This window comes from Pseudoalteromonas sp. ND6B (assembly GCF_000764215.1).
Taxonomy (GTDB): domain Bacteria; phylum Pseudomonadota; class Gammaproteobacteria; order Enterobacterales; family Alteromonadaceae; genus Pseudoalteromonas; species Pseudoalteromonas tetraodonis.
In genome coordinates, this window is the sequence record NZ_JQFL01000066.1 from 16,688 (window position 1) to 42,518 (window position 25,831).

At 41.0% G+C, this 25,831-nt stretch carries 23 protein-coding genes and 5 tRNA genes; 21 read left to right on the forward strand and 7 right to left on the reverse strand.

Translation table 11 applies throughout. The annotated features are described in order from the left end of the window. The first annotated feature begins 33 nt into the window (after positions 1-33). Entirely contained in the window at positions 34-930 is an 897-nt protein-coding gene (locus ND6B_RS04380; RefSeq protein ID WP_033103999.1) for a DMT family transporter, read from the forward strand. A gap of 31 nt (positions 931-961) precedes the next feature. Here the strand turns inward: ND6B_RS04380 and folD are convergent, their stop codons facing one another. Then, positions 962-1,816, reverse strand: a complete 855-nt coding sequence (gene folD, locus ND6B_RS04375; protein ID WP_013465452.1) for a bifunctional methylenetetrahydrofolate dehydrogenase/methenyltetrahydrofolate cyclohydrolase FolD — start codon at positions 1,814-1,816, stop codon at positions 962-964. A gap of 347 nt (positions 1,817-2,163) precedes the next feature. Here folD and ND6B_RS04370 point away from each other — a divergent pair. From ND6B_RS04370 to ppiD, 11 genes are all read left to right on the forward strand, one after another. Then, positions 2,164-2,240: transfer RNA gene (locus tag ND6B_RS04370), tRNA-Pro, on the forward strand. 55 nt (positions 2,241-2,295) lie between these two features. Continuing rightward, positions 2,296-2,372: transfer RNA gene (locus tag ND6B_RS04365), tRNA-Arg, on the forward strand. A 24-nt stretch (positions 2,373-2,396) separates the two neighbouring features. Further along, positions 2,397-2,472: transfer RNA gene (locus ND6B_RS04360), tRNA-His, on the forward strand. 17 nt (positions 2,473-2,489) lie between these two features. Next, a tRNA-Pro gene (locus ND6B_RS04355) sits at positions 2,490-2,566 on the forward strand. Between the two features lie 54 nt (positions 2,567-2,620). Next, positions 2,621-2,697, forward strand: a tRNA-Pro gene (locus ND6B_RS04350). Positions 2,698-3,051: 354 nt separating this feature from the next. Next, positions 3,052-4,356 carry a trigger factor gene (gene tig / locus ND6B_RS04345; protein WP_033104000.1) on the forward strand — a complete coding sequence of 435 codons (1,305 nt, stop codon included), beginning with the start codon at positions 3,052-3,054 and terminating at the stop codon, positions 4,354-4,356. A 159-nt stretch (positions 4,357-4,515) separates the two neighbouring features. Next, entirely contained in the window at positions 4,516-5,133 is a 618-nt protein-coding gene (gene clpP / locus ND6B_RS04340; protein WP_013465450.1) for an ATP-dependent Clp endopeptidase proteolytic subunit ClpP, read from the forward strand. 131 nt (positions 5,134-5,264) lie between these two features. Next, a complete protein-coding gene (gene clpX, locus ND6B_RS04335; protein WP_028834038.1) occupies positions 5,265-6,548 on the forward strand; it encodes an ATP-dependent protease ATP-binding subunit ClpX in 1,284 nt (427 codons plus the stop codon). Between the two features lie 149 nt (positions 6,549-6,697). Beyond that, positions 6,698-9,058, forward strand: a complete 2,361-nt coding sequence (gene lon, locus ND6B_RS04330; RefSeq protein ID WP_028834039.1) for an endopeptidase La — start codon at positions 6,698-6,700, stop codon at positions 9,056-9,058. Positions 9,059-9,184: 126 nt separating this feature from the next. Continuing rightward, entirely contained in the window at positions 9,185-9,541 is a 357-nt protein-coding gene (locus ND6B_RS04325) for an HU family DNA-binding protein (protein ID WP_255314649.1), read from the forward strand. A 174-nt stretch (positions 9,542-9,715) separates the two neighbouring features. After that, positions 9,716-11,617, forward strand: a complete 1,902-nt coding sequence (gene ppiD / locus ND6B_RS04320) for a peptidylprolyl isomerase (protein WP_028834040.1) — start codon at positions 9,716-9,718, stop codon at positions 11,615-11,617. 51 nt (positions 11,618-11,668) lie between these two features. On the opposite strand, the gene ND6B_RS04315 is transcribed toward ppiD, so the two are convergent. From ND6B_RS04315 to pspF, 6 genes are read right to left on the reverse strand one after another with little or no spacing between them, the layout of a single operon-like run. Continuing rightward, positions 11,669-12,430: an ATP-binding cassette domain-containing protein gene (locus ND6B_RS04315; RefSeq protein ID WP_013465446.1), complete on the reverse strand. Its 762-nt coding sequence runs from the start codon at positions 12,428-12,430 to the stop codon at positions 11,669-11,671. Beyond that, the gene (locus ND6B_RS04310) at positions 12,430-13,422 is read right to left on the reverse strand and encodes a peptide ABC transporter ATP-binding protein (RefSeq protein ID WP_008111028.1); all 993 of its coding nucleotides are present in this window, start codon (positions 13,420-13,422) and stop codon (positions 12,430-12,432) included. The genes ND6B_RS04315 and ND6B_RS04310 overlap by 1 nt, the downstream gene beginning before the upstream one ends. Next, positions 13,423-14,316: an ABC transporter permease subunit gene (locus tag ND6B_RS04305; protein ID WP_013465445.1), complete on the reverse strand. Its 894-nt coding sequence runs from the start codon at positions 14,314-14,316 to the stop codon at positions 13,423-13,425. Then, on the reverse strand, positions 14,303-15,337 hold the full coding sequence (locus ND6B_RS04300) for an ABC transporter permease subunit (protein ID WP_008111022.1): 1,035 nt from the start codon (positions 15,335-15,337) through the stop codon (positions 14,303-14,305). Before ND6B_RS04300 ends, ND6B_RS04305 begins: the two co-directional genes overlap by 14 nt. Beyond that, positions 15,337-16,944 (reverse strand): ABC transporter substrate-binding protein, encoded by a 1,608-nt coding sequence (locus ND6B_RS04295; protein ID WP_033104001.1) that lies wholly within the window; start codon positions 16,942-16,944, stop codon positions 15,337-15,339. The genes ND6B_RS04300 and ND6B_RS04295 overlap by 1 nt, the downstream gene beginning before the upstream one ends. 14 nt (positions 16,945-16,958) lie before the next feature. Further along, the gene (pspF, locus tag ND6B_RS04290) at positions 16,959-18,020 is read right to left on the reverse strand and encodes a phage shock protein operon transcriptional activator (protein ID WP_033104002.1); all 1,062 of its coding nucleotides are present in this window, start codon (positions 18,018-18,020) and stop codon (positions 16,959-16,961) included. 186 nt (positions 18,021-18,206) lie between these two features. Between pspF and pspA the strand changes: the two genes are divergently transcribed. The 9 genes from pspA to ND6B_RS04245 all read left to right on the forward strand — a co-directional run bounded on the left by pspA (position 18,207) and on the right by ND6B_RS04245 (position 25,812). Next, the gene (pspA, locus tag ND6B_RS04285) at positions 18,207-18,866 is read left to right on the forward strand and encodes a phage shock protein PspA (protein ID WP_016899278.1); all 660 of its coding nucleotides are present in this window, start codon (positions 18,207-18,209) and stop codon (positions 18,864-18,866) included. Between the two features lie 66 nt (positions 18,867-18,932). Beyond that, the gene (gene pspB / locus ND6B_RS04280; RefSeq protein ID WP_008111014.1) at positions 18,933-19,166 is read left to right on the forward strand and encodes an envelope stress response membrane protein PspB; all 234 of its coding nucleotides are present in this window, start codon (positions 18,933-18,935) and stop codon (positions 19,164-19,166) included. After that, entirely contained in the window at positions 19,163-19,561 is a 399-nt protein-coding gene (gene pspC / locus ND6B_RS04275) for an envelope stress response membrane protein PspC (protein WP_013465440.1), read from the forward strand. The genes pspB and pspC overlap by 4 nt, the downstream gene beginning before the upstream one ends. A gap of 63 nt (positions 19,562-19,624) precedes the next feature. After that, positions 19,625-21,043 carry a YcjX family protein gene (locus tag ND6B_RS04270; RefSeq protein ID WP_033104003.1) on the forward strand — a complete coding sequence of 473 codons (1,419 nt, stop codon included), beginning with the start codon at positions 19,625-19,627 and terminating at the stop codon, positions 21,041-21,043. Then, positions 21,040-22,068, forward strand: coding sequence for a TIGR01620 family protein (locus tag ND6B_RS04265; protein ID WP_033104004.1), 1,029 nt, complete (start codon positions 21,040-21,042; stop codon positions 22,066-22,068). The genes ND6B_RS04270 and ND6B_RS04265 overlap by 4 nt, the downstream gene beginning before the upstream one ends. Positions 22,069-22,203: 135 nt before the next feature. Beyond that, on the forward strand, positions 22,204-23,385 hold the full coding sequence (gene megL, locus ND6B_RS04260; protein ID WP_033104005.1) for a methionine gamma-lyase: 1,182 nt from the start codon (positions 22,204-22,206) through the stop codon (positions 23,383-23,385). A 238-nt stretch (positions 23,386-23,623) separates the two neighbouring features. After that, on the forward strand, positions 23,624-24,421 hold the full coding sequence (phhA, locus tag ND6B_RS04255) for a phenylalanine 4-monooxygenase (protein WP_033104006.1): 798 nt from the start codon (positions 23,624-23,626) through the stop codon (positions 24,419-24,421). A 38-nt stretch (positions 24,422-24,459) separates the two neighbouring features. Then, entirely contained in the window at positions 24,460-24,804 is a 345-nt protein-coding gene (locus ND6B_RS04250; RefSeq protein WP_013465435.1) for a 4a-hydroxytetrahydrobiopterin dehydratase, read from the forward strand. Between the two features lie 108 nt (positions 24,805-24,912). Beyond that, entirely contained in the window at positions 24,913-25,812 is a 900-nt protein-coding gene (locus ND6B_RS04245) for an IS982 family transposase (protein WP_033103763.1), read from the forward strand. Positions 25,813-25,831 lie beyond the last annotated feature (19 nt).

A 25,831-nucleotide genomic window follows, 5' to 3' on the forward strand; every position in this document is an offset into this window, starting at 1 on the left:
ACTCGCATTCATCAATTTAAAAATGGAAAATTAATGAATATTTTACTTGCCATGATCCCAGCTTTTTTATGGGGAACGACTTATGCGGTAACTAAATACGCAACCCCAGAGTGGCCGCCAATCTTGCTAGGAGCCATACGTGCACTCCCTGCTGGTTTATTATTGTTGTTATTTAAACCTTCTTGGCCAACAGCAAAGCAATGGCCAGGCATTTTTCTAATAGGCGCAATCAATATTGCGTTGTTTTTTAGTTTTATTTTTGTAATGGCGATTAATTTACCTGCTGCGATTGCAGGTGTCGGTATGGTGTCTGTACCGGTAGTGGCATTATTGTATGCCTGGCTTGTTAAACGACAACAGCCAGCGCTAGTGCAAGGATTTTGTGCCCTTGCTTTAGTGGTTTTAGCATGGCGCTTATTTGACCCACAACATATTGCACTTAATTTATTGGGAGTAGTGGCATTGATAGGGGCGCTATTGACTATTGTTATAGGCAGTACGCTGGTAAAAAAAGTGACCGCTAAAGTACACTGGTGGACAGTATTAACGTGGCAATTAATCATTGGTGGCAGTTTGCTAGCGATTGCTGCTGCAATACAGGCTTTTTATTTTGCTCCCCAGCAGTATCAATTTTTAACTGCATCAATAAATACAACCCAATGGCTGGCGCTATTTTGGCTGGTGGTGCCTAACACTGCTTTAGCCTATATTTTGTATGTTTGGTTATTAGGGCGAATGACAGTGGTTGAATTTACTTTTGGCACTATAGCTAACCCAATTGCCGGCATTTTATGTGCAGGGTTATTGATTAACGAACAATATGAAAGTTGGCAGTACGCGATTATGTTATTAATGATCGTATTTTCGGTATTGCCACAAGGCTTGGCATTAATAAAACGAAGAATGATGATACAAAAAGCCCGCAATTAAGCGGGCTCTTCATTACTTTATTTTTTGTTTATTAGCTGTGATATTTTTCACACGCTTCTAGCGTATTCTCAATTAAGCTAGCAACCGTCATCGGGCCCACACCGCCTGGTACAGGGGTAATAAAGTCAGCTTTTTGTTCTGCGACGGCGTACTCTACATCACCCACTAATTTACCGTTGTCTAAACGGTTAATACCTACATCAATAACAATGGCGCCGTCTTTTATCCAATCGCCAGGAATAAATTCAGGTTTACCCACTGCTACAACCAGTAAGTCAGCACGACGTACATGCGTTTCTAAATCTTGGGTAAACTTATGGCAAACAGTGGTGGTACATCCGGCGAGTAACAGCTCAAGTGACATAGGTCGACCCACAATATTAGAGGCACCAACAACCACAGCATGCATGCCTTTGTAACGTACGCCGGTTGAATCTAGTAAAGTAATAATACCCTTAGGTGTACATGGACGAAGAGCAGGCATACGCTGTGCTAATCGGCCAATATTATAAGGGTGAAAACCATCAACGTCTTTGTGTGGAGTAATACGCTCAAGAATTTTTTCTGCATCTAAGCCCTCTGGTAAAGGGAGCTGCACTAAAATACCATCAATTTCACCATCAACATTCAACTCATCAATTAATGCTAATAGCGCTTGCTCTGTGGTGTCTGCTGGTAAGTCGAATGACTTAGAAATAAAACCAACCTCTTCACAGGCTTTACGTTTTGAACCAACGTAAACTTGGCTTGCTGGATCTTGTCCAACAAGTACCACAGCTAATCCTGGGGCTCTAAGGTTTTGTGCAACACGTTCTGAAACTCGTTCAGCCACTGCGCTACGTACTTGTTTTGCTACTGCTTTACCATCAATGATGTTTGCCGTCATGGGTGACCTTTAATTAGGTTAATTAACTTGATACCGATACATTTAAAAAACGAATGCATATATAGGGGTTAAAATGCCGATAAAGAAAACACCTTTATCTTACTCATTTTTTAATATGGCAGCTATTTTCGCAGAAAAGCGGTTAAGCGCCAAGTTGCTTTTAAAGTATAAGCGCTCGAATTATAAAAAAGAGTTTAAATTTTATCCCTGTATCGTAATATTTGACCATTATGAACTAAAAATGAGCAATTGATTTGTTTTCTTAAAAAAACGTTTGACCTAACCCAGTCAAATCACTATTATGCACCCCGTTGTCAACGAGGTCACTCGCAGACAATAGTAAGTATCGGCGATTAGCGCAGTTTGGTAGCGCACTTGGTTTGGGTCCAAGGGGTCGCAGGTTCAAATCCTGCATCGCCGACCATTTTTATGTTTATTCATAACAATTTAACTTACTAGTGAACTATGAAGTTTTCGATGCGCCCATAGCTCAGCTGGATAGAGCAACGCCCTTCTAAGGCGTCGGTCGAAGGTTCGAATCCTTCTGGGTGCGCCATTTTGAAAACACTGTAATGCCGTGGTGATTGTAGCTCAGTTGGTAGAGCCCCGGATTGTGATTCCGGTTGTCGTGGGTTCGAGCCCCATCAGTCACCCCAATTTACAAAAAGAATATCGGCGATTAGCGCAGTTTGGTAGCGCACTTGGTTTGGGTCCAAGGGGTCGCAGGTTCAAATCCTGCATCGCCGACCACTTTCTTATAAGTGGTCTTAAATCCAACATTTAAGTATTCAAGAAAAGTTATATCGGCGATTAGCGCAGTTTGGTAGCGCACTTGGTTTGGGTCCAAGGGGTCGCAGGTTCAAATCCTGCATCGCCGACCATTTTCCCCTAAGTAAAACACATCTAAATTCTACTTTTATTAAACAACACCCTTAATTTTTTCTTTATTAATCGTATTTTCACTTAATTAGTCTGTTTTTTATTCGCTTAGTCGTTATCTACCCTGATCTACCCCAAATAATTGCCCCCTACACTCGACTATCATAAATATTAGGTTATAATGCCGCGTCTATTTGTTTAATAATATAGTGCCCTAAGGGCAGAGCAGCAATGGTATCTCCTGGTAGCGACGGATTTTTTTAAGCCCCAAAGCTTGAATTTTATCAAGACGCCTATAGATTACTTTGTTTGTAAGGAAGGCGAACAGTCGCCAAAATTGAATATTGAGGTAAATCATGCAAGTTTCTGTTGAGACGACTCAAGGCCTTGAGCGCCGTCTGACCATCACCGTTCCTGCAGAGAACGTTGAGACCGAAGTAAAAAAACGCTTACAACAACTGTCAAAAACGCAGCGTATCGACGGTTTCCGTGCTGGTAAAGTTCCAGTATCAGTAATCAACAAGCGTTTCGGACCAGCTGTTCGTCAAGAAGTTGCTGGCGAAGTAATGCAACGTAATTACATTGAAGCAATTGTTGCTGAAAAAATTAACCCTGCAGGCGCACCAACATTTGCTCCTAAAGCACTTGAAGCAGGTAAAGATTTAGAGTTCTCAGCAACATTTGAAGTTTATCCTGAAGTTGAAGTTCAAGGTTTAGAGAAAATTGCCGTTGAAAAACCAGCGGTAGAAGTTACTGACGAAGATTTAGCAAACATGCTACAAACACTTCGTAAGCAACACGCTTCTTGGGCTGATGTTGATGCAGCGGCTGGCGCAAACGACCGTGTAACGGTTGATTTCGTTGGTACTATCGACGGCGAAGAATTTGAAGGCGGCAAAGCTGAAGACTTCCCATTAGAACTTGGCCAAGGTCGTATGATCCCAGGTTTTGAAGATAACATCGTTGGTAAAAAAGCAGGCGAAGAAGTGGTTGCTGATGTAACTTTCCCTGAAGATTACCATGCTGAAAACTTAAAAGGTAAGGCGGCTCAATTCACTATCACAGTGAAAAAAGTGGAAGCGCAAGAATTACCTGAATTAAGCGATGAGTTTGCAACTAAATTCGGTGTTACCGAAGGCGGCGTAGACGCGCTTAAAGAAGAAGTTAAAAAGAACATGACACGTGAGCTAGACCAAGCGGTTAAAGCTAACGTTAAAGACCAAGCAATCAAAGGTCTTTTAGAGCAAAACGAAGTTGAAGTGCCTAAAGCATTAATCGACCAAGAAGTTGACGCACTACGTCAGCAAGCTGCTCAACGTTTTGGTGGCAATGGTCAAAATATGCCAGAGCTTCCAGCTGAATTGTTCCACGAGCAAGCGGTAACACGTGTTAAAACTGGCCTATTATTAGGTGAAGTGATTAAAGCGAATGACATCAAAGTTGATGACGCTAAAGTTGAAGCATTAATTGCTACTGTAGCTTCTGCATACGAAGATCCAACTGAAGTAGTAGAATACTACAAAGCGAATGATCAACTAATGCAGCAAATGCGTAATGTAGCAATGGAAGAGCAAGCTGTTGAAGCTATTTTAGCTAAAGCAACTGTGACTGATGTTGAAAAAGCATTTGATGACATCATGAATCCACAGCAAGGTGCATAATAAGTCATTGACTTAAGCGCTCGCTAACGATTAAATGGCTCGTGTTACTCTGTTTATGCAGTGTGCCCGGGCCATTTTAGTTTGTGGTTCTTAATTAGCTAAAAATGATCATTATGCTTTTCTTAGAATAAGTATAAGCGCATAAGGAATTAAATAAGTATGAACACTGGTATGACAGATCCCCTAAACGCATTAGTCCCTATGGTTGTTGAGCAAACAGCTAAAGGCGAGCGCTCGTTTGATATTTATTCGAGACTATTAAAAGAGCGTATTATCTTTTTAACGGGCCAAGTTGAAGACAACATGGCAAACCTGATCTTAGCGCAAATGCTATTTTTAGAATCAGAGAACCCAGAGAAAGATATTTTCTTATATATCAATTCACCGGGTGGCTCTGTCACTGCGGGAATGGCTATTTACGATACAATGAACTTCATTAAACCAGACGTAAGCACAATCTGTGTAGGCCAAGCGGCTAGCATGGGCGCATTTTTACTGTCTGGTGGCGCGAAGGGTAAACGTTTTTGTTTACCAAATTCACGCGTGATGATTCACCAACCGTTAGGTGGATTCCAAGGTCAAGCGTCTGACTTTGAAATACACGCAAAAGAAATCCTGTCTATTAAAGACAAGTTAAATCGCTTAATGGCTGAGCATACTGGCCAACCGCTTGACGTTGTTTCACGCGATACAGACCGTGACAATTTTATGAGTGCAAGCCAAGCTGTAGATTACGGTATTGTTGACTCAGTATTTACTAATCGCGGTAGCAAGTAAGTATGCCTGCAAGCAGTGATGCTTGCTAATGAGAGTTACTATGCGAAAAACACTAAATTTTGGTATAGTTAAAGCGTATTAAAATAGCCACCAAGACTTTGGTGGCCAACGTAATAAAATGAGGTAGCTGAATGTCTGACACTCCTACAGACGGCGACAAAAGTAATAAATTGTTATACTGCTCTTTTTGTGGCAAAAGCCAGCATGAAGTTCGAAAGTTAATTGCAGGACCTTCAGTATACGTTTGTGATGAATGTGTAGAGCTGTGTAATGATATTATCAGGGAAGAAATTAAAGACATCGCGCCTAAGCATGATGCCGCTGACAAATTACCTGTGCCAAAAGAAATTCGTAACCACTTAGACGACTACGTTATTGGTCAAGACCATGCTAAAAAAGTATTGTCTGTAGCGGTTTACAATCACTACAAGCGTTTACGCAATCAATCAACTAAACAAGACGTTGAACTAGGTAAAAGTAATATTTTATTAATTGGCCCAACCGGGAGTGGTAAAACATTATTAGCTGAAACGTTAGCTCGTTTACTTGATGTGCCGTTTACTATGGCCGATGCCACCACACTAACCGAAGCCGGTTATGTAGGTGAAGATGTTGAAAACATTATTCAAAAGCTTTTACAAAAATGTGACTACGACGTAGAAAAAGCACAACGTGGTATTGTTTACATTGATGAAATTGACAAAATTTCTCGTAAATCAGATAACCCATCAATCACACGTGATGTATCAGGTGAAGGTGTACAACAAGCCTTACTTAAACTGATTGAAGGTACAGTAGCTTCTGTTCCTCCACAAGGTGGACGTAAACATCCACAGCAAGAGTTCCTGCAAGTAGACACCTCTAAAATACTGTTTATTTGTGGTGGTGCATTTGCTGGTCTTGATAAAGTTATTGAGCAGCGTAGCCACAAAAACACCGGTATTGGTTTTGGTGTTGACGTTAAAGAGTCGGCGGCGAGCCGTTCTCTGAGTGAAACATTTAAAGATGTTGAGCCAGAAGATTTAGTAAAATATGGTTTAATTCCAGAGTTTATTGGACGTTTACCTGTGGTTGCAACACTGACAGAACTTGATGAAGCCGCGCTGGTACAAATTCTAAGTGAGCCTAAAAACGCCATTACTAAACAGTTTTCAGTATTGTTTGGTATGGAAGATGTTGAGCTTGAGTTTCGTGATGATGCACTGCGTGCTATTGCTCATAAAGCAATGGAACGTAAAACCGGTGCACGTGGCCTACGTTCAATCGTAGAAGGTGTATTACTTGATACTATGTATGAGCTGCCTTCAATTGATAACGTTAGCAAAGTGGTTGTTGATGAAACCGTTATTAAAGGTGAGTCTGATCCCATCTTAATTTATGATAGCAATCATCAAGAACACGCTGCGGCAGATTAAATTCTGAGCGAATTATAAAAAAAGGGAGCCAATGGCTCCTTTTTTTATAATTAATTTAATCGAGTTAACAAAAATTGTTGAACTTTAATTAGGTTATCCCCATATACTTGAGTAATCTTTAAATAAATGAAGTGCAAAGAGAAAATACAATGACGCTTGAGAGAAACGATCGAGTCGAAATCCCTGTGCTAGCACTGCGCGATGTGGTGGTGTATCCACACATGGTGATCCCGCTTTTTGTAGGCCGTGAAAAATCAATAAAATGCCTTGAAGCGGCAATGGATAAAGACAAACAAATTTTCTTAGTTGCACAAAAAGATGCAACTGTAGATGAGCCTGAGAAAGACGATATTTATCGTGTTGGGACAATTGCGACTGTACTTCAATTATTAAAGCTACCCGATGGTACAGTAAAAGTATTAGTTGAAGGCACACAACGTGCGAATATCGAAGAGTTTATTGATAACGAAGACTTCTTCGTTGCCAATGCACAGTTTATTGAGTCTGATTCAGTAAACGAACAAGAACAAGATATCTTTATTCGTAGTGCATTGAGCCAGTTTGAAGGCTATGTAAAATTAAATAAAAAAATTCCACCTGAAGTCATGACCTCGGTATCGGGTATTGATGAGCCTGCGCGTCTTGCTGACACTATGGCAGCACATATGCCATTGAAAGTGCCTGAAAAACAAAAAGTACTTGAAATATCTAGCGTTACAGAACGTTTAGAGTACTTAATGGCGCTGATGGAAGGTGAAATAGACTTATTGCAAGTTGAGAAGAAAATTCGCACCCGCGTTAAAAAGCAAATGGAAAAATCGCAGCGTGAGTATTACCTCAATGAGCAAATGAAAGCGATTCAAAAAGAGTTGGGTGAAATTGATGACGTACCGGATGAATTTGAAGCGTTGAAAAAGCGCATTGAAGAGTCTGGCATGCCATCAGAAGCGAAAGAAAAAGCCACAGCTGAGTTAAATAAGCTTAAGATGATGTCGCCAATGTCGGCAGAAGCCAGTGTTGTTCGCTCATACATAGATACGTTAATTAACGTACCGTGGAAAAAGCGCTCTAAGGTGAAAAAAGACTTAGCCGGCGCGCAAAAAATATTAGATAGCGACCACCACGGCCTTGATAAAGTCAAAGAGCGCATTATTGAGTACCTCGCAGTACAACAGCGCACAAATAAACTTAAAGGGCCAATCTTATGTTTAGTTGGACCGCCAGGTGTAGGTAAAACATCACTTGGACAGTCGATTGCCCGTTCTACTGGTCGTAAATACGTTCGTATGGCGCTCGGTGGTGTACGCGATGAGGCTGAGATTCGTGGGCATCGTCGTACTTACATTGGCTCTATGCCTGGTAAGTTAATTCAAAACATGACTAAAGTGGGCGTTAAAAACCCATTATTCTTGTTAGATGAAATTGACAAAATGTCAGCAGATATGCGCGGTGACCCTGCATCAGCATTATTAGAAGTACTGGATCCTGAACAAAACAGTCACTTTGCGGACCATTACTTAGAAGTTGATTACGACTTATCTGATGTGATGTTTGTGGCAACCTCAAATAGCTTTAATATTCCAGGTCCTTTATTAGACCGCATGGAAGTGATTCGATTATCGGGTTACACCGAGGACGAAAAGCTAAATATTGCTAAAGAGCACTTAATTCCTAAGCAAATTAAGCGTAATGGTCTAAAAGCTAAAGAAGTTGAAATCGCCGACAGTGCTATCATTGGTATTATCCGTTATTACACTCGTGAAGCGGGCGTGCGTAATTTAGAGCGTGAAGTATCTAAGCTATGTCGTAAAGCGGTTAAAAATATCTTAATCGAAAAAGACACTAAAACAGTGACAATTGATGCAGATAACCTTGAAGAATACTTAGGTGTGCAACGCTTTGATTACGGTAAAGCAGAAGACGGCGACCGTATTGGCCAAGTTACAGGCCTTGCATGGACAGAAGTCGGTGGTGACTTACTCACGATTGAATGTGCTGCAGTACCAGGTAAAGGTAAGCTGACCTATACAGGCTCGTTAGGCGATGTGATGCAAGAGTCGATTCAAGCGGCGATGACCGTTGTGCGTAATCGTGCTGATGAGCTGCGTATTAATAGCGACTTTTATGAAAAACGCGATATTCACGTACACGTACCTGAGGGCGCAACACCTAAAGATGGCCCAAGTGCCGGTATTGCAATGGTAACGTGTTTGGTTTCAAGCTTAACCGGTAATGCGGTGCGCTCTGATGTAGCCATGACAGGTGAAATTACCTTACGTGGTGAAGTATTGCCTATTGGTGGTTTAAAAGAGAAATTATTAGCGGCTCACCGTGGTGGGATTAAAACGGTCATCATTCCAAAAATTAACGAACGTGACTTAAAAGAGATACCTGACAATGTATTGGCGGGTCTTGATATTCACCCAGTTACATGGATTGATGAGGTATTAAAGCTTGCTTTAGTGCATCCAGTTGATAGTTTTTCAGTCGAAACACCGAAAAAGCAGTAAAAAAGCCAAAAAAAGTGCTTTTAGGGGCTTTTCAAATCTAAACGGTATGATAAGTTAAGCACTGGTTTTCAAGCCTAGCCCTTGCAGGGCCTAGGCTTAAGAAAAATATAATCATATGAGCTTTAAATAAATGCTCAAAAATTTCAAAACAGTGATGTTAGTTTAAAAAAACAATCGCTCTTGATAACAACAATGAAAGAGGATGATATTGTGAATAAATCTCAATTAATCGATCAAATCGCAGCTGATGCTGACATTTCTAAAGCGGCTGCAGGTCGTGCACTAGATTCATTCATCGAATCTGTATCTGGCGCGCTAAAAGATGGCGACTCAGTTGCACTTGTTGGTTTTGGTACTTTCTCTGTACGTGAGCGTGCTGCTCGTGCAGGTCGTAACCCACAAACTGGTGAAACGATTCAAATTGCTGCTGCTAACATCCCAGCTTTTAAAGCCGGTAAAGCGCTTAAAGACGCAGTAAACTAATCACTGTGTAAACAAATTAGTTATGGCGAGTGAACAATACGCTTAATTATTCTAATCGATGAATTAAGTTACTTCACCGCCAGTTACTTCAAGTGAAAAAGCGTATCTGGTAAGATACGCTTTTTTTACATATGACAAGGTAGAAAAGACCTTGGTCAGAAAAGAGATAAACAAATGCTTGAGAAAATCAGAGAAGGTTCGCAAGGGCCGGTAGCCAAAGTCATTTTAGGCGCGGTGATTTTATCTTTTGCCTTAGCTGGGATCGGTAGTTACTTAGGTCAAACCACAGAACAACCCGTTGCTGAAGTAAATGGAATTAAAATTAGCCAAACAGAATTTAGCCGTGCGTTTCAAAATGAACGTAGCCGCTTAGAACAACAATTTGGTGAATATTTTACCCAAATAGCAGCCGATCCAACTTATATGGCTCAAATACGTCAAGGCGTGATTGACCGTTTAGTACAACAAGAATTACAAAGCCAGTTAGCGACTGAGCTGGGTCTGCGTGTGAGTGATGAAAGTATTCGTCAAACAATTTTAGAGCTTCCTTATTTTAAAATTGGCGATCAGTTTAATAACGACCGTTACTTACAAGTGATTCGTCAAATGAACTTCCAACCTGATTCATTTCGAGAGTACCTTCGTGATGATATGACACGTAGCCAGTTAGTGTCAGCGGTTGCAGGAACTGACTTTGCATTGCAAAACGAGCTTAAATCAGCCATTGCACTGCAACAACAAACTCGCAGCATTGATTATTTAGTCATTGATAAACAAGCAATGCAGGCTGATGTTGACGTTACTGATCAAGAAGTGGCAGATTATTACGAATTAAATGCAGGGCAATTTTTATCGCCAGAGCTTATTTCAGTTAATTACATTGAGTTAGATGCAGATGATATCGATGTTGCATCGGTAAGCGAAGACGACGTAAAAGCATATTATGAGCAGAGTAAAGCGCAATATGTTGAGCCTGAAAAACGTCGTGTATCACATATCTTAATTGATAACAGTGAAGATGACGATGCGGCAAAAGCGAAAGCTGAGTCTTTATTAGCACAGCTTAATGCGGGTGCTGATTTTGCACAATTAGCTGAATCGTCGTCAGATGATATTGTTAGCGCCGAAATGGGTGGTGACCTAGAGTGGATTGAACGTGATGTCATGGAGCCTGCATTTGAAGATGCTGCTTTTGCACTGCAAAACAAAGGTGATTACTCTGATGTAGTAGCCTCTGAATTTGGTTATCACATCATTAAACTTACAGACATTCAATCGCAGCAAGTTAAACCTTACGATGCCGTGAAAGCCGATTTACGTGCTGAACTTGAACAAGCTGAAAAAGTGGATGCGTTTTACGAGAAGCAAACAGAAATGGGTGCGTTAGCATTTGAGATTTCTGACCGCTTAGACGATGCTGCTGAAGTGGCGGGTGTTGAAGTACAATCTACACCGCTATTAGCACTGAGTGCGCTTCCTGAGCCGCTTAATAATCCTGCGGTTATAACCGCATTATCATCAGTTGAATTACTAGAAGATAAAGTAAACTCAGAAGTAATCGAACTAGGTAATGAGCACGTGATTGTGGTTCGTGTTAACGAGCATCAACCGGCTGCAACTAAAGCATTGAGCGAAGTAAGCGAGCAAATTAAAACACGCTTAGTAAACGAAAAAGCGTCGGATCTTGCTAAAGAAAAAGCACGTACCTTATTTGCACAAATCAAAGACGGTAAGAGCTTAAACGATGTTGCTGCTGAGCAGTCACTAAGCGTTCGTCAAGAGTCGCAACTTACTCGTGAAAGCTTTGCTGTTTCGCCTGCTATTGTTACTCAAGTATTTAAAATGGCGCACCCACGTGATGGCGCAGTTTATGATGTAGTTAACTTAAACAATGGTGATGCTGCCATTGTTGCGCTTAACTCAGTCACGGATGCACCTGTAAGTGACAGCATTGAGCCACAAATGAAGCAAAATATCACGATGGCCCAAGCACAGAAAAACTATACGGTATTCATTGAGTCGCTTAAGCAACAAGCGGAACTAAATGTACCAAAAGCAGCGCAACCTGCGGAATAAATAATAGCTAAACTATAAAAGGCGCCAATTGGCGCCTTTTTTGTTTTTGTATTAACAGCTTAATAAGCGTTGAGTAACCTTTGACTGTGGGCTTTGAAAAATAGCTTCAGTGGGACCGTATTCAACAATTTCACCTTTATTGAGAACGACTAATTGGTCGCTAATATGACGCACTAAACTTAAGTGATGGGTGATCAAAATATAGGTTAAACCGGTTTCGAGCTGTAATTTAAGTAATAAGTTAACTATTTGCGCCCTCACAGAGGGGTCAAGCGACGAAAGTGCCTCATCGAGTACAACTACCTTGGGATCTAAAATAAGTGCGCGAGCGAGCGCTATACGCTGTAATTGCCCAATACTAAACATATGCGGATAGTATTGTTGATGATCAACCAGCAAACCGACCTTAAGTAAAGTACTGCCAATTTTTTCACTGCGCTGATCTTTATCAAAATCGGTATTAAATTTTAGGCAATCGTCGAGCATTTCTGCAATGGTTAGTGCTGGGTTTAACGAGGTGGCCGAATCTTGAAAAATCATTCGGATATAACGGCACTGAGCATCGCGCTGGCCGTTGTTTTCAATGGTGTTATTTTCTAATAATATTTGTCCGCTGTCTGCACTGTATGCGCCAACTAACAATTTAGCGAGGGTGCTTTTTCCTGAGCCGGTTTCACCAATAATGGCAATCGTTTCACCTTTACCAATACTAAATGAGATGTTTTTTAGTACATCAAATTTTTTACGGCTAAATAAGCCTGCACGCATGTTAAAGGCTTTTGATAAGGCTTGAACTTTTAACAAAGGTTGCATTATTTTACTTCCTTGATCAATGGAAAGTGACATGCGTAACTATGGCCGTGGTGTTTAGAGAGTTTAGGGGCAACCACACACTCTTTTTGTGCTTGCGGGCAACGCGGTCCTAAACGACAACCAATCGGTAAATGTTGTAGTGTAGGTATGGTGCCTTTTAATGCATAAAAAGGTTCTTTATGGGCTAAGCCGTGCTCATAATCAGGTAAGCTTTTTAATAAAGCCTGCGTATAGGGATGACGCGGTTGGCTAAAAATACGGTGCGTTGGACCCGCTTCAACCATTTGTCCGCAATACAAAACATGAATACCATGTGACCAATTTACTATTTCTTCTAGCTCATGGGAAATCATCAAAATAGACATATTCTTTAGCTGATTCAAACTTTTTAATAATCGAAATACCTGCGCACGAGTGGTACTTTCTAGTGCGGTTGTTGGCTCATCAGCAATGAGCAATTTAGGTGTACGCGCAATGGCCATGGCTATCATGACTTTTTGACAAACGCCTTCAGAGAGTTCATGAGGGTAGCTATCAAGCACGGCTTCATGATTTTTAATGCCCACTTTGTGTATCAGTGCTTTTACACGATCTTTACGCTCTCGGTTGCGTTTTAAGAAAAACCCTTTGGCGGCCACTTCAGGCAGTGTTTCAGCGATTTGGTTAAATATTTTTGCAGTAGGGTCAAGGCAGCGACTTGGATCTTGATAAATCATTGCAATGTCTTGGCTGACGGTTTTACGGCGCTGCTCTGGTGTGAGGCGCATTAAATCAACACCGCGCCAATGCATTCTATCGGCGGTTATAACCCAGCGTTCGTTAAGTACGCCTACAATGGCTTTTGCAATTAAGCTTTTTCCTGAGCCTGATTCTCCCACTAAGGCGTGTACTTCACCTTCTTTTAAACTAAAACTTACCCGGTCAACAGCGCGAATAGCGGTTTCAGACGTTTGCAGCTCTATGGTTAAGTTTCGAATATCTAGTAAATGCATTTAATCGGCCTTACGCGCTTGTAAAACTTTGCGAAGTCCATCGCCCACCAAGTTTGTTGAAAGAACGGCTAAAAATAGCAGTACACCCGGAAGTGCCACTGTCCATGGCGCTAAATAAATAAGCCCTAAGTTTTCGGCCAAAATAGCACCCCATTCAGTGGTCGGCGGCTGTGCGCCAAGTTTTAAAAACCCTAGCGCAGCAATATCTAAAATAGCTGTGGAGAGGGCCATAGTAAAAATAACCACAATATACTCATACACATTAGGAAAAATACCGCGCGATAAAATATGCCACTTAGAGGCCCCATCGAGCCGGTACGCTGTGACATAATCTTTACCCAGCTCATCAACGATTAGGTTTCTAATGGAATGAATAAACTGTGGTAACAGCGCTAAAATAATTGCCCAAACGGTATTCATTAATCCTGGGCCGAGTATGGCAATAATAATAATGGCCAATAATAATGAGGGGATAGATAAGGTTACATCAAGTAAATGGTTCAAAAAGCTAGAGCGTATGCCTTTGCTAATACCAGCAAATGTCCCGACTAACACACCAATTATGGTGGTAATTAGTGCAGCCACGACCGACAAGCCAAATGTATAAGTTGCGCCATTCATCAAGCGTGAAAGCACATCTCGGCCCAAGTCATCGGTGCCTAAAATAAACCGTACATCGCCCATTTCATTCCATGAAGGTGGCAGCAGTAGTGCATTACTGTGCTGTTGGTTTACTCCATAGGGCGCAAGAAACGGCGCTGTTGCAGCTAATATACTAAAGGCAATAAACACCCATAAGCCCACCAATGCAGGATGGTTATTTTTAAATTTTCGCCACAGTCTCGCTAATGGCGATTTATTTGAATCTTCTGAAAATAAATTAAACTTTGCCATGCGCTTGGTTCCGAGACAGAGGATCGAGTAGGGTGTATGTTAGTTCAGCTATAATTGTGGCAATAATAATGAAAAAAGAAACGGCCATTAACCCCCCTTGTATGGCAGGGTAGTCACGTTGATAAATACTGTCTATTAACCAACGGCCAATCCCCGGCCATGAAAAAATAACCTCGGTGATCATAGCAAGGGTGATTAAGGTGCTAAATTGCAAACCTATTTGCTTTATGACTGGCAGTAATGCATTTCTCAGGGCGTGATGAATAATAAGCTGTCCACGGTTAAGGCCTTTGGCGCGAGCTGTTTTGATAAAGTTTTGATCCATTACTTTTAACATTGACTCGCGGGTAAAGCGCACCAATACAGTGGTCGGATACATAGCCAGTACAATGGTAGGTAAAGTTAGGTGATGCAGTGCATCAAGCATTGCCATGCCATTGTAGGGAAAATCAGCTAGTAAAATATCCAGTAAGATAAACCCCGTACTGGCAGGTATTTCATACAATAAGCTCACTCGCCCCGACATAGGAAACCAACCAAGTTTGAGCGAAAAAACCATAATTAGTAATAACGCGAGCCAAAAAATAGGCATAGAATAACCAACCATAGCTGTTGAGCTAATTAATTTATCAGGCCATTGTTTATGATAAGCCGATGCTAAAATCCCGACAGGCACGCCTACTACAACCGAGATGACTAACGCATAAATACTCAGCTCTAAGGTCGCTGGAATTAAATCAACCACGTGAGCAAAAACACTATCTCCTGAGGCAAACGACACGCCCCAATCGCCTTGTACTATTCGCCCAACAAAGGCAATGTACTGCATAAAGTAGTTACTGTTAAACAGGTACTTTTCTTCTAGCTGTGCATTTTGAGTAAAGTTAGTGTCTGGTATGCCGCTTAAGTTACTCAGTGGATCGCCAGGGAATAAGTAGCTCAGCGAAAAAGTAAAAATACTCAGTAATAACACCATGAAAAATAACAATCCGAGGCGGCGTAAAATATAATCGAATAACATTACTTCTTCCTCGCGTTAGCCAATGAAATAGCGCCAAATGGCCCGAGTGTGATCCCCTCAACATCAGCACTACTTGCCTGAAAACGCATGCCGTGGGCTATTGGGTATAAGGGTAATTGTTCGATGATCATACTTTGTGCAGCGTCGTAATATTGTTTACGTAAATTTAAATCGGTCGTATCGAGAGCTTTAGTTAACAGTAAATCAAATTCAGGATTACACCAGTTCGCTGGGTTTTTGCCACTGAAGGTCGCGGTGCAGCTAAGTAACGGGCTAAAAAAGTTATCAGGATCAGGCGTATCTGCTGCCCAACCTAATAATACACTGTCGTGACGGTGCTCGCCTATGCGTTGAATAAAGGTGTTCCACTCATATTCGACAATATTAACGTTAACGCCAATTTTGCGTAAATCGCTTTGCATCAGCTCTGCCATTTTTCGTGCATTGGGGTTATAAATACGGCTGACAGGCATAGCCCAAATGCTCATATCAAACCCTTTTTCATAACCGGCTTCAGTTAATAGTTTTTTTGCCAGTTGTGGGTCGAAAATTGGCATGTTCTTTTGTGGTTCAAACGCCCACGACGTGGGTGGTAATATTGACCGCGCACGAAGTCCATTACCGTAGTAAACTGCCTGCATTATTTTTTCTATATCAATGGCATGCACTAAGGCTTGGCGTACTTTTAAGTTATCAAACGGAGGGCGTTCGGTATTAAATGCCCAATAACCTATGTTTAAGTTGGTTTCCCTTTCAACGTTAATATCATCTCGCTGAGCTAAAATACTTAACTGTGCACTGCTAGGATGCGCAGTTACGTCACACTCTTTGGTAAGAATTTTAGCAATACGCGTGGTGCCATTAGGGGTAATGTCGTACACCAACTGCTCAAGTACCACCTCGTGTTTCCAATAGTCAGCGTTTTTATAAAAGCGTACTAAATGGTCTCGTCGGTATTCTTTGTAAATATAAGGACCGGTGCCAACTGGATATTGATCAAATAGGTTTTCTTGGTTGTTGGCTTTGAGCGCCATGGCATATTCTTTAGAGAGCACCACGGCGAAATCGGTCGCCATATTCGCTAAAAAACTGCTTTCTGCGTTAAATAATTCAAACCGAACTTGGTGATCAGACACCCTGACAATTTTACGAATAAGTTGGTCAATACCCACACTTTGAAAGTAGGGGTAATTCGCATCACCGACAAAGTGATAGGGGTTGTATACATCAAATAAACGACTGAAAGTGAAAATGACATCATCAGCGTTAAATTCGCGTGTTGGGGTAAAATACGCGGTGGTATGAAATTTAACACCTTTACGCAGAGTAAAAGTGACAGACTTACCGTCTTTGCTAATTTTCCAGTCGGTGGCTAGTTCGCTTTTAAATTCAGCAGTCACAGGGTCAATACTAATTAACCGGTCGTACAACTGGTTAGCAATAATATCGATGGTTGATCCTGTGGTTGTGACTTGTGGATTGAACGACACAGGATTTGCCTCAGCGCAATAAACGAGGCCTTGGTTTTTTTCTTCTAAGATTTCTTCTTTACTATCAATGCAACCTACTAAACTCAATGATAATAAAGCAAGTAATAATTTATGCACCCGCACAACCTCTACTATTCCAGCAAATTGTATTTTTTCAAATAACCACGTAATTGATGATACGTTAAACCAAGTACTTCTGCAGTCTTCTTTTGATTAAATTGGCTATGTTCTAATGCTTTTTTTATTAATGTGATCTCAAATTCATTAGAGAGTGTTTTTAAGTCACAAGGAAACTCAGGTTCTGCGTTACTTAAACTCGGTGTTACAGGCGCTTCTGTAGGCTGGGTGTTAACAACTTCATTTTGCACAGCAACAGGGGCTTGTGTATGTTTAATACGTGCTTTAGGTCTAAAGCGGCTTTCGAATGGGTCTAAAATAATTTTATGCACAGGGATGTGTTCATTGCCGTGGCGATAAAGGCTTCGCTCCACCACATTTTTAAGCTCACGCACATTACCCGGCCACTCATAACTTAGTAAACTTTCTTGTGCATTGCGAGTAAAGCCACTAAATAACTCCCACTCTAAGTCGCGTGCCATATTCATTGCAAATTGCTCAGCCAATAACATAATATCGTCTTGGCGTTCGCGCAGTGGCGGTAGAGTAATCACATCAAATGCGAGCCTATCGAGTAAATCGCTTCTAAATTCACCTTGCTGCGCTAAATGCGGTAAGTCTTCATTGGTCGCACAGACTAAGCGCGTATCTACTTTAACCGTTTGTTTGCCGCCAACACGCTCAAACTCACCATACTCGATTACCCTTAATAGCTTTTCTTGCACTAGGGCAGAAGTATTTGCCAACTCATCTAAAAATAAGGTGCCGCTATTAGCCCGCTCAAATCGGCCTTCATGGCGTTTACTTGCGCCGGTAAATGCACCACTTTCATGGCCAAATAATTCACTTTCGAGTAGATTTTCGTTTAATGCCGCACAGTTAAGTTTGACGTAACTTTGATCCCAGCGCTTGGATAAAAAGTGTAAACGTGCTGCAATAAGCTCTTTACCGGTACCGCGTTCACCAATAATAAGTACGGGTTTATCTAGGTTTGCTAGCTGCGATACCTGATCAAGAACCGATAAAAAGCTGTCTGATTGGCCGAGCAAATTATCCTGTTGGCGATATTGACTCATATTTCCTAACTCTTAGTCATTTTTACTAACAGTTAGTGTATTTCATTATGATTGATAACAAAAGCAATTTGTAATTTACATTTAACTAGCTGAAATTTATTGCTATTTTAAAATTAAAAAAGTTGGCAAGCATATTGATACTAATAAAAGCAGACACATTTAGATTAAATAATAGAGGTATATGTTATGGGAATTTTTTCACGTTTTGCAGACATTGTTAATTCTAATATCAATGCCATTTTAGATAAAGCAGAAGACCCTGAAAAAATGGTTCGTCTTATTATCCAAGAGATGGAAGATACACTGGTAGAGGTACGCTCTACATCAGCAAAAACACTCGCTGAGAAAAAAGAATTAGTACGTCGCGTAGACACACTAAAAGCCCAAGTAAACGATTGGCAAGACAAAGCCGAATTGGCACTGAGCAAAGATCGTGACGATTTAGCACGCTCAGCATTACTTGAAAAGCAAAAATCAGCCGACGCAGTTGCTGCGGTAGAAAGTGAACTTGACCATGTAGAGTCTCATATTGAGAAGCTACAACAAGAGGTTACTACGCTACAAGAAAAGCTAGCAGATGCTAAGGCACGTCAAAAAGCGATTATTTTACGTCAACGCTCGGCTGAGTCGCGCCTTGAAGTTAAAAAAGCGCTTGATAGTTCTAAAGTAGAGGATGCACTTAATCGCTTTGAACGTTACGAAACCAAAATTGATGGGCTAGAATCTCAAATAGAGTCTTATGATTTAGGTAAACAAACGTTAGCTGATGAAATTGCAGACTTACAAAAGAATGAAAAGATTGATGACGAGTTAGCTGAACTTAAAAAGAAACTCGCAAATAAATAAAACGATAATATCAGGGGCCACGTGCCCCTGACATCAACATAGAATACGGATTGTCAGGAGAGGATTATGTTTGATCCAGAGATACTAGTTGCCCCCTTTATCTTATTTATGATTTTTGTTGCGCCACTGTGGTTAATTTTACACTACCGTAGCAAAAAGCAAGTAAGCCAAGGGTTGAGTGAGCATGAGCACCGCCAATTATTGGAGCTTGCACAAAAAGCTGAAAAAATGGCTGATAGAGTAGAAACATTAGAAGCGTTGCTTGATCAAGAGTCACCTCAGTGGAGACAAAAAGTATGAACACTAAACGCGAATTATTCAGAGACCCACAACGCGGCAAAATAGCTGGCGTATGTGCCGGTTTAAGTGACTACTTTAATATGGAGTTATGGTTAGTTCGCATTATATTTGTTAGTGCGGTACTACTAACCGGTGGCCCATTATTTGTGGTAGCGTACATTGCAGCATGGTTTATTTTAGATAAAAAGCCTGCTGCAACACATAAAACGCATTCAACTTATAGTGATGACCCACTGGAAGTTAAGTTTAAAGTATGGCAAAAGGGCGAGCCACCTCGTCGTGCATTACAAGACTTAAAAGAGCGTTTAACACGTGTTGATGTTCGCTTACAAGAGATGGAACGTTACGTTACCTCAAGCGAATTTACGGTCAGTCGTGAAATTAATAAACTTTAAAGGATTGATAAGCACCTTGTTTGTAACGTGAACAATTACGGCAGATAGGGTGCAAAACACTTTATGAGCCAATCATTTGCAAAAAAGACCTTTAAAACCTTTAAAGGCAAAGCACAAAAAGCCCTGCACCGTAGTTTAGACCAACATGTTAAGCTTGCTGTAACTGGGTTGAGCGGCAGTGGTAAAACCGCGTTTATCAGTGCGTTAGTTAAGCACTTAACCTCTCAGGCGAATGACAACAACTTACCTTTTTTTGATGTGATGCGCGAGCATCGTCATATTGCCACTAAGATTGTGCCGCAAGAGGCATTAAACGTGCCCACCTTTGACTATAACCGTGCAATAAATGCTTTACTGCCAATGGAAGGTGATCCTGCATGGCCGGCGTCTACAGAGCGAATAAATACCCTGCGCTTGGCGATTAAATACCAAAGTAATGCGGGTCTGCGAGGTCATTTTTCACCGCAATCAACGTTATACCTTGATATTATTGACTATCCAGGCGAATGGCTGCTCGATTTACCTATGCTTGAACAAAGCTATACTGCGTGGTGTGAACAGCAATACCCATTATTAAATCAGTCTCCTCGCAGCGCTACCTCAGGCGATTTTTTACACGCCGTAGAGCAACTTGATTTACATGCCCCTGTGGATGAAAGTGAGCTTGCTAACATTGCACAACTTTATCAACGCATGCTAGTAGGGCTAAAAAAAGACACCAAACTTGCGATGTTACAACCCGGGCGAATGTTAATGCCAGGCGACTTGCAAGGTGCGCCGTTATTGTTATTTTTTCCAATTAATCCTGAAAAAATGAAAGACGATGTGGTGGCCGGTTCTAATTTAGCGCATTTAATTAAACGTTTTAATGCTTACGTGAAAGAAGTCGTTAAGCCATTTTATAATGAGCATTTTCGTCACTTTGACCGCCAAATTGTGTTGGTTGATGTACTCAGTGCATTAAATGAAGGCCATGAAACTTTGCATGAGCAAAGCCGTGTTATTAATCAATTGTTGGCACATTTTAGTTATGGGGAGTCTGGCTTTTTTAAACGTTTATTCAAACCGAATATTGATAAAATATTGTTTGCGGCTAATAAGTCAGATCACATCAGTGCTAAGCATCATAAAGCGTTAGCCTTGTTACTAGACTCGCTGGTCAAAGAGCAAAGTAATCATTTAAAGTTTGATGGTGTACAAATTGAAACTATGGCTATGTCATCAATTACCGCAACCCAACCTCGCCAAGTGGTTGATAAAGGTCAAACTCTTGATTGCGTTTACGGTAAACCTTTAAATGAGCATGAGTGGCTGACTTATTTACCACCAGAGCCGCCAAGTCGAATGCTTAATAAAAGTGAGTGGCCAGCGCAAGGGTTTGAATTTTTGTCATTTTCGCCGATACCAAGCCCCGACAAACAACTTAAACATATTCGATTAGATCATGTGATGCAGTACCTGCTAGGAGACAAATTAACATGAGTGAGTCAACGCAACAGTTTCAAGCAGGGCGTCGTATTAGTGCACAAAGTATTGAGCAAAACGAGCCTGCGTTAACACCTGCTAAAATTATTGAACACGGACAAAGTGATTACATCTCTGAGCTTGAGGATGATGCGCTTGAGCCTGAAGTTGATTTAGAGCCGGTGTATAAAAAGTCAAAATGGCAAACGCTCAAAGGCTTGTTTGCGCTCAGCTTTATTATTTTAGTACTGCTAGAGTTTGGGTTTTCTATTGTGCTTGCTTATCAGCAATCGCTTATTTTGGGCAGTGTTTATTTAACCGCTGTGGTAAGCGGTGTGTTATTAATAACAAGATTGTTATGGCGAGAGTATCGGATGTTGCGCAGTTTAAAGCGTAATCAGCTGCATCGCCATGAAGCCGATAGGTTATTAAACAGTGAGCAAGTGGGTGGTGCACTCCCTTGGCTTGAAAAATTGAACAAGCACCAGCAGTTAGACAATTTTGAAAACTTTAAAAACCAAGTTGCTACCCACCATAGTGATAAAGAAATAATGACACTTTACGCTAATAGCCTACTGGTAACGCAAGACACCCAAGCTAAAAAGCTTATAAACCGCTTTGCAACAGAGTCAGCCTTATTAGTCGCATTAAGCCCTCTTGCGCTGGTGGATATGATAGCGGTGTTATGGCGCGGTACAAAATTAATTGAACAAATAGGTAAAATTTATGGCATTGGTTTTGGTTACGCCAGTCGCATTAAACTCTATCGAATGCTGTTAAAACAAGTCATGTTTGTAGGTAGTGCAGAGCTTGTATCTGATTTAGCTGCCACGGCACTTAGTGCTGAGCTATTAGGCAAACTTTCAGGGCGAGCCGCGCAAGGCGTCAGTGCGGGTATATTTACAGCTCGTATAGGCTATAAAGCCATGGAATTAAGCCGACCCTTACCGCGTCTTGAAAATAAACGCAGCTTGTTAAAAGGAACTGTTCAAGGGATTGCGAGTAAAATTATGAGTCGCACTAAGAGAGCCGAGAGTAAATAGTTGGCAATATTTGTGTACAGCTTTTTGAGTAAAGTTTGCACAAATAGCCATCTGAGCATCCGGCATGCTTGTGATTTAAAGTGCGGTGCGTTTTATTTATGTAATTGACACACATAATAAAAACGAGAGCACACAATGAGCAAGCATCATCCACACACCCAATGTATCCATGGCCCACAAAAAGCCAACGATCCCCATGGCGCATTAACCTCGCCATTATACCAAACATCGACATTTCATTTTGAAAATGCCGCCCAAGGTGCTGCACGGTTTGCTGGCGATGAGCCAGGTTATATTTATACGCGTTTGGGTAACCCTACCACCACTGAACTTGAACAAAAAGTGGCGCAATTAGAGGGCTGTGAGGCTGCAGCGGCAACGGCTACAGGTATGGGAGCGGTATCGGCTTCAGTACTGAGCTTTTTATCACAAGGCGATCACTTAGTTGCATCAAGTGCGCTTTATGGTTGCACCTTTGCTTTTTTTGCGCATATGTTGCCGCGTTGGGGCATTGAAGTCACCTTTGTGGAAATGACCAATGAAGATGAGTTACGTGCTGCAATAAAGCCAAACTCAAAAATGATATTTGCAGAAACCCCGATAAACCCAACGATGGCCGTTATTGATTTAGCACTTATTGGTGATGTAGCAAAACAGCATAATTTAATAAGTGTGGTCGACAATACCTTTTTAACGCCGCTGCTACAGTCACCTAAACAATACGGCATCGATATTATTATGCACAGTGCTACCAAGTATTTAAATGGTCACGGCGATGTAGTCGCAGGTATTGTGTGTGGATCCCTTGAGCACATTACACATATTAAAATGACGGTGTTAAAAGATATAGGCGCGACGATTAGCCCACACGATGCATGGTTAATTAACCGAGGTTTAAAAACATTAGCTATACGGGTAGAGCGTCATTGCCAGAGTGCGCAAACAATTGCTGAATATTTAGAGGCTCACCCTCAAGTGAGTAAAGTGTACTATCCTGGACTGAAGTCGCATCCAGGTCATCGGTTTATTGGTAAGCAAATGAAAGCTGCTGGCGGTGTTATTGCTTTTGAAATTAAAGGGAGTTTAACCGACGGTGAGCAGTTTATTGATAGCATGAAGCTATGTACTTTAGCGGTTAGCTTAGGCGATGCCGAAACACTTATTCAACACCCTGCATCGATGACCCATTCGCCTTACACACCCGAAGAAAGATTAGCAGCCGGAATTAGTGATGGTTTAATTCGCTTATCTGTTGGGCTTGAAGATGTTAATGATATTATTAACGATCTCAACCAAGCATTTACTAAAATATCGTAAGGTGTAATTTATTATTTACAGAGATTTCGATCTGTAAGGTCTGTTAAATATAGGGTGTGTTTTTATCTTTGCTTTGGTGTAATTATAAATTTACGATCTGCGCGTTCTGCGAAAGTATTGATCTGAGTCAAGCTATTAAACTTTTGTTCACTTTTGCATAGTATGGCTACATCGAATAGCCGAGCATGTGGCTATTATTTTGACACCGATTTAGGGTTTAAACCCAAAGAAGGTATTTATGGCTAAAGCAAGTAATTACACCTCTAAAACACCAGATAAAAATGGCGTTATACATTGGAGCGATGAAGAAAATAAAATTTGGTCTGAGCTTGTAGCACGCCAACTTGCGTGCATTGAAGGCAAAGCCTGTGACGAGTACATGGAAGGGTTAAAAAAAATTAATCTACCGCATGATCGTATTCCACAGCTAAGTGAGCTAAACGAAGTGCTATTGGCAACAACAGGTTGGCAAGTAGCACCTGTACCTGCACTTATCGACTTTGATGAGTTTTTTAGACTACTGGCCAACAAGCAGTTTCCTGTTGCTACGTTTATTCGTAGCCGTGAAGAATTTGATTATTTACAAGAGCCCGATATTTTTCATGAAATATTCGGCCACTGTGCCATGCTAACAAATCCTGACTTTGCTGAATTTACGCATAAATACGGGCAACTAGGTTACGCGGCAGAGAAAAAAGACCGCGTTTATTTAGCGCGCATGTATTGGTTTACGGTCGAATTTGGTTTGATGCAAACTGAAAAAGGATTACGTATTTACGGTGGCGGTATTTTATCAAGCCCAGGAGAAACCCAATACGTGTATTCAGATACACCAGAAATTAATCCAATGAATGTGCTAGATGTGCTGCGCACGCCATACCGTATTGATATTATGCAGCCGCTGTACTACACCATTAATTCGATTCATGATCTGTTTGAAATATCGCAAATGGATATAATGACTTTAGTTGAGCAAGCTAAGGCGCTTGGTTTACACGAGCCGAAATTTCCCCCAAAAGAAAAATTAGCTAGTTAGTTTTTTAATAAAAGTAACACTAGAATTAAGGATTTAAAATGTCTTCATTAAGTGAACAAAAATGTGAAGCCTGTCATGCAGATGCTCCAAAAGTATCAGATGCTGAATTGGCTGAATTAATTAAAAAAATCCCTGATTGGGTGCCGGAAGTACGCGACGGTATTATGCAATTAGAGCGCGTTTATAAGTTTAAAAACTTTAAGCAGGCTATTGCATTTACCAATAAAGTTGGCGATATGGCTGAAGATGAAGGCCATCACCCTGGTCTATTAACCGAATGGGGTAAAGTAACTGTTACTTGGTGGAGCCATTCAATTAAAGGTTTGCATAAAAACGATTTTATTTGTGCCGCTAAAACAGATGATGTGTTTAACGCGCTGTAATTAATTAACCTGAGCTTCGGATAAGAAATTACTAATTTAAAGGAACTAAATGCTCGTTCCATGATCCGATCATTCGACCAAGAGTGATTAGAACAAAAAGGAACGAGCATGAACAAGTTAGTTGAAACGTACTGTGATGTCGATGATTTTTCAAAGTTATTTTTCCCAAGCTGGCAGCGTATATTGCTCGAAAATGGTGAAATTAAACGTCGAAGAGCATGCCGCTTATCTCCGTCAGAGGTGATGACTATTATCATCCATTTTCACCAGTCACATTACAGAGATTTCAAAAACTACTACCTTCACTATGTTTGCCGTCAACTTAAAGCCTATTTTCCAGAGTTGCTGAGCTACACAAGGTTTCTCGCGCTTATGCCTAGTGTGGTGGTTCCGATGTGCAGTTACCTCACATCAAAACTTGGCAAGCCCACAGGTATACAATTTGTTGACTCCACTAAAATAGAAGTGTGTCACATCATCAGAGCTAAAAGAAATAAAGTGTTTGAAGGCGTTGCTCATCATGGAAAAGGCACTATGGGTTGGTCATATGGATTCAAACTACATTTAATAATTAATCATTTAGGTGAGATTGTGGCGCTAAAGCTCACAACGGGCAATGTGGATGATCGAGAGCCTGTTTCTGATATGGCGGACTCTATCTTCGGAAAACTCTATGGCGACAAAGGTTATATCAGCAAAGCGCTCTCTGGTGAGTTACTAGAAAAAGGTGTCGAGTTGATCACGACGGTTCGAAAGAATATGAAGAAAAAATTTATTTCATTGTGGGACAGGGCTTTATTGAAAAAACGATTTATAATCGAAACGGTGAATGATCAATTGAAAAACATTTCTTACATTGAACACTCTAGACACCGCAGTATGCATGGCTTTATGCTAAATTTACTTGGTGGATTAATTGCCTATTGCCTAAAAGAGGAAAAGCCGTCATTAGATTTAACATCGCAAGAACTTGAAATTTTAGAGAGTAATAATCTAATGTTGGCTTAACCAGATCTCAGGTTAATTA

Excerpts from the sequence above, each read along its gene's own strand:
- ND6B_RS04380 (WP_033103999.1), top strand. The coding sequence starts at position 34 with ATGAATATTTTACTTGCCATGATCCCAGCTTTTTTATGGGGAACGACT.
- ND6B_RS04270 (WP_033104003.1), top strand. The coding sequence starts at position 19,625 with ATGAGCCAATCATTTGCAAAAAAGACCTTTAAAACCTTTAAAGGCAAA.
- megL (WP_033104005.1), top strand. The coding sequence starts at position 22,204 with ATGAGCAAGCATCATCCACACACCCAATGTATCCATGGCCCACAAAAA.
- clpP (WP_013465450.1), top strand. The coding sequence starts at position 4,516 with ATGAACACTGGTATGACAGATCCCCTAAACGCATTAGTCCCTATGGTT.
- ND6B_RS04245 (WP_033103763.1), top strand. The coding sequence starts at position 24,913 with ATGAACAAGTTAGTTGAAACGTACTGTGATGTCGATGATTTTTCAAAG.
- ND6B_RS04250 (WP_013465435.1), top strand. The coding sequence starts at position 24,460 with ATGTCTTCATTAAGTGAACAAAAATGTGAAGCCTGTCATGCAGATGCT.
- ND6B_RS04265 (WP_033104004.1), top strand. The coding sequence starts at position 21,040 with ATGAGTGAGTCAACGCAACAGTTTCAAGCAGGGCGTCGTATTAGTGCA.
- ND6B_RS04310 (WP_008111028.1), bottom strand. The coding sequence starts at position 13,422 with ATGCATTTACTAGATATTCGAAACTTAACCATAGAGCTGCAAACGTCT.
- folD (WP_013465452.1), bottom strand. The coding sequence starts at position 1,816 with ATGACGGCAAACATCATTGATGGTAAAGCAGTAGCAAAACAAGTACGT.
- pspF (WP_033104002.1), bottom strand. The coding sequence starts at position 18,020 with ATGAGTCAATATCGCCAACAGGATAATTTGCTCGGCCAATCAGACAGC.
- tig (WP_033104000.1), top strand. The coding sequence starts at position 3,052 with ATGCAAGTTTCTGTTGAGACGACTCAAGGCCTTGAGCGCCGTCTGACC.
- phhA (WP_033104006.1), top strand. The coding sequence starts at position 23,624 with ATGGCTAAAGCAAGTAATTACACCTCTAAAACACCAGATAAAAATGGC.
- ppiD (WP_028834040.1), top strand. The coding sequence starts at position 9,716 with ATGCTTGAGAAAATCAGAGAAGGTTCGCAAGGGCCGGTAGCCAAAGTC.
- ND6B_RS04315 (WP_013465446.1), bottom strand. The coding sequence starts at position 12,430 with ATGCAACCTTTGTTAAAAGTTCAAGCCTTATCAAAAGCCTTTAACATG.
- pspA (WP_016899278.1), top strand. The coding sequence starts at position 18,207 with ATGGGAATTTTTTCACGTTTTGCAGACATTGTTAATTCTAATATCAAT.
- pspB (WP_008111014.1), top strand. The coding sequence starts at position 18,933 with ATGTTTGATCCAGAGATACTAGTTGCCCCCTTTATCTTATTTATGATT.
- ND6B_RS04305 (WP_013465445.1), bottom strand. The coding sequence starts at position 14,316 with ATGGCAAAGTTTAATTTATTTTCAGAAGATTCAAATAAATCGCCATTA.
- ND6B_RS04300 (WP_008111022.1), bottom strand. The coding sequence starts at position 15,337 with ATGTTATTCGATTATATTTTACGCCGCCTCGGATTGTTATTTTTCATG.
- pspC (WP_013465440.1), top strand. The coding sequence starts at position 19,163 with ATGAACACTAAACGCGAATTATTCAGAGACCCACAACGCGGCAAAATA.
- lon (WP_028834039.1), top strand. The coding sequence starts at position 6,698 with ATGACGCTTGAGAGAAACGATCGAGTCGAAATCCCTGTGCTAGCACTG.
- clpX (WP_028834038.1), top strand. The coding sequence starts at position 5,265 with ATGTCTGACACTCCTACAGACGGCGACAAAAGTAATAAATTGTTATAC.